Source organism: Actinoplanes sp. NPDC051633, assembly GCF_040681735.1.
Lineage (GTDB): Bacteria > Actinomycetota > Actinomycetes > Mycobacteriales > Micromonosporaceae > Actinoplanes.
Genome location: NZ_JBFAZH010001172.1, coordinates 1 through 2,391, shown reverse-complemented (window position 1 = coordinate 2,391; position 2,391 = coordinate 1). Strand labels below are relative to the sequence as shown.

Sequence of the window (2,391 nt, the reverse complement as noted above, 5' to 3'; positions counted from 1 at the left end):
CTCGGCCCAGGCCGACCCACGCGTGCGCGGCCGCGCACCTCGGGCAGGGCTCGCCCGCGGTGTAGACGGTCGCGGCGGCCCGCTCGGCCGGTGGCAGATTCGCCACCGCCCACCGGGCCAGCGCCAGCTCCGGGTGGGCCGTCGGGTCCGCCGAGCTGGTCTCCCGGTTGCGGTCCTCGGCCAGCACCTCGCCGTCCGCGCCGACCAGCACCGAGCCGAAGGGGTCGTCGCCGGCGTCCAGGGCCTCGGTGGCTAGGGCCACGCATCGACGCAGGTGGGTGAGGTCGCGCTCGTTCTCGGTCATGCCTGCACTCTTTCGTGTTTCTTCGCGGGTCCCGTCATGCTCGCACTTTCTCGCAGTGACCGAGCTGTCCCTCGGCCGGGTCGACTTGCGGTGGCCGGCATGTCGGTCACCCGAAGATCGGGACGAACTGACCGTTGCCGGGCTGATTCGGCAGCGTCATACCGACGAATGGCTGAACCACGGGTGACAACGGGAGAGCATGATTGCGTAGGCTCGGCCGACAGGCCTACCCGCCGCCCACTGGCCGCCACCCCGAGGGAGCACCATGCCGCTGACTCCGGCCGACATCCACAATGTCGCCTTCAAGAGGCCGCCGCTGGGCAAGCGCGGCTACGACGAGGAGGAGGTCGACGCCTTCCTCGACGAGGTGGAGCAGCAGCTCATCCGCCTGCTGGAGGAGAACGACGACCTCCGCGGCCGGATCGGCCGGCCCGGGTCGCCGGCGGCGTCGTCGCTCGAGGCGGAGCACTCCGCGCTCACCGCTCAGCTGCAGCGCGCCCAGCAGGAGCGGGCCCGTGCCGAGCAGCACGCCCGCAGCGTGCAGGCTCAGCTCGAGTCGGCGCCGGCGGAGCGTCCCGCCGCGAGTTCCGGCCTCACCACCTCGAGCTCCGGGGTCTCCCCGGTGATGATGATGGCCCAGCGCACGGCCGACGATCACCTGGCGGACGCCCGCCGCGAGGCCGAGGCCATGGTGGTCGCCGCGCAGGACCAGTCCGCGCAGATCGCCGGCGAGGCGCAGCGTAGCGCGGGGACGACCGAGAGTGAGGCTCGCCGCCGCCACGCCGAGGCGATCAACAATCTCGAGATCGAGCGCACCGCGCTGCTGGACGAGATCGAACGCCTTCGGCAGCTGGCGGAGAGCTACCAGACGGCGCTGAACGAGCACGTCACGGCGCAGCTGCGCTACATGGAGGGCGTGCCGGAGCCGGTCACCGGCCGCTGACGGAGGCGTCGGGCCACACGGACCGCGTCACGCGTCGCGACGGTCGAAGAAGGCGGCCGCGGCCACTGCGGCGGCCACCGTCCAGATGATCGTGACGGCGGGCCGGTCCCGCGCCGGCAGATGGTCGGCGACGCCGCGCAGCAACGGTCCCGCGATGAATTGGGCGCTCAGCAGCACGACGACCGCGGCCACCGCGTTGCGGAGCATCGTCGCCACCGCTGCCCCGAGGAGTGCGGTCAGCGTCAGATACGTCGTCGCGGCGAGGTCGCCGGCGAGGAGTGCGGCGACCACCGCGGCCGGGGCTGCCACCGCGGTGAGCGCAGCCGCCTTCGCGACCTGCAGGGACAGCCGGCGGGGCATGGCAAGCAGAGTGGTGCGGATCTGCCCGCCCGCTTGGTGCTCCGACGCCGCCGCCAGGACGCCGAACACCAGAAAGCCCGCCTGGGCGTAGAAGGCCGGGTCGGCCGGGGTGCGGGTGAGAAGCACGCAGACCGGCCAGGTCAGCAGCATGGCCCAGCGCAGCGAGGGCAGCGTCAGCAGCTTGCGCGCCTCGGCGCGAACCATGCACACCGCTCCCGTCCCCGCGCTGCCCGTGCTCACGGGTCTCGGCGCTGGAAGAGGGCGGCGCCGACCGCCAGGAACCCGGCGATCCAGGCGGACATCACCAGGCCGGCGACCGTCGGGGAGAGCTTGACCGGGAAGTCGCCGCCGCGGATGAACATCTGCGCGCCCACGATGTCGGGCAGGTAGGCGGCCGCATCCGTCACCTTCGTGAGCAGGTAGGACACCGACACGAAGGTGCTGTTCACGATCAGGAAGGCGAGCGGCACGATGCCGTTGCGGGCGATCAGCGTGATCGAGTAGGCGAGCAGGGCGATCAGCACCCAGTAGACGATCGCTGCCACCAGGCGCCCGGCCGCCGGCAACGGCACGTCGTGCAACGCCCTGGTCAGGGCCAGCGTCGCGGACACCGCGATCACCGCCTGGGTCGCCGCCACCAGAACGAGGGCGGCGGTCTTGGCCGTCAGCAGCCGCATCCGCCGGGGCGCCGCGATCAGCGTCGTGGTGAGCTGCCGGGCCCGCGGCCCCTCGTCGCCGGTGGAGGTGAACTCGCTGCTCACCACGACCACCCCGAGGATCATCG

Annotated in this window: 4 protein-coding genes; 1 reads left to right on the top strand and 3 read right to left on the bottom strand. The window is 72.4% G+C overall.

The genetic code is table 11. From position 1 onward, the window contains the following. A partial coding sequence (locus AB0M20_RS38575) for a nucleoside deaminase (RefSeq protein ID WP_364305888.1) occupies window positions 1-304 on the bottom strand: 304 nt, incomplete at its 3' end. A gap of 265 nt (window positions 305-569) precedes the next feature. On the opposite strand from AB0M20_RS38575, the gene AB0M20_RS38570 reads away from it, so the two are divergent. After that, window positions 570-1,247, top strand: coding sequence for a DivIVA domain-containing protein (locus AB0M20_RS38570; RefSeq protein ID WP_364305886.1), 678 nt, complete (start codon window positions 570-572; stop codon window positions 1,245-1,247). Between the two features lie 27 nt (window positions 1,248-1,274). Here AB0M20_RS38570 and AB0M20_RS38565 read toward each other — a convergent pair whose 3' ends face one another. Together AB0M20_RS38565 and AB0M20_RS38560 are read right to left on the bottom strand one after the other, a co-directional pair. After that, the gene (locus AB0M20_RS38565; RefSeq protein WP_364305885.1) at window positions 1,275-1,811 is read right to left on the bottom strand and encodes a hypothetical protein; all 537 of its coding nucleotides are present in this window, start codon (window positions 1,809-1,811) and stop codon (window positions 1,275-1,277) included. A gap of 32 nt (window positions 1,812-1,843) precedes the next feature. Beyond that, on the bottom strand, window positions 1,844-2,391 hold a 548-nt coding region (locus AB0M20_RS38560; protein ID WP_364305883.1), incomplete at its 5' end, for a hypothetical protein.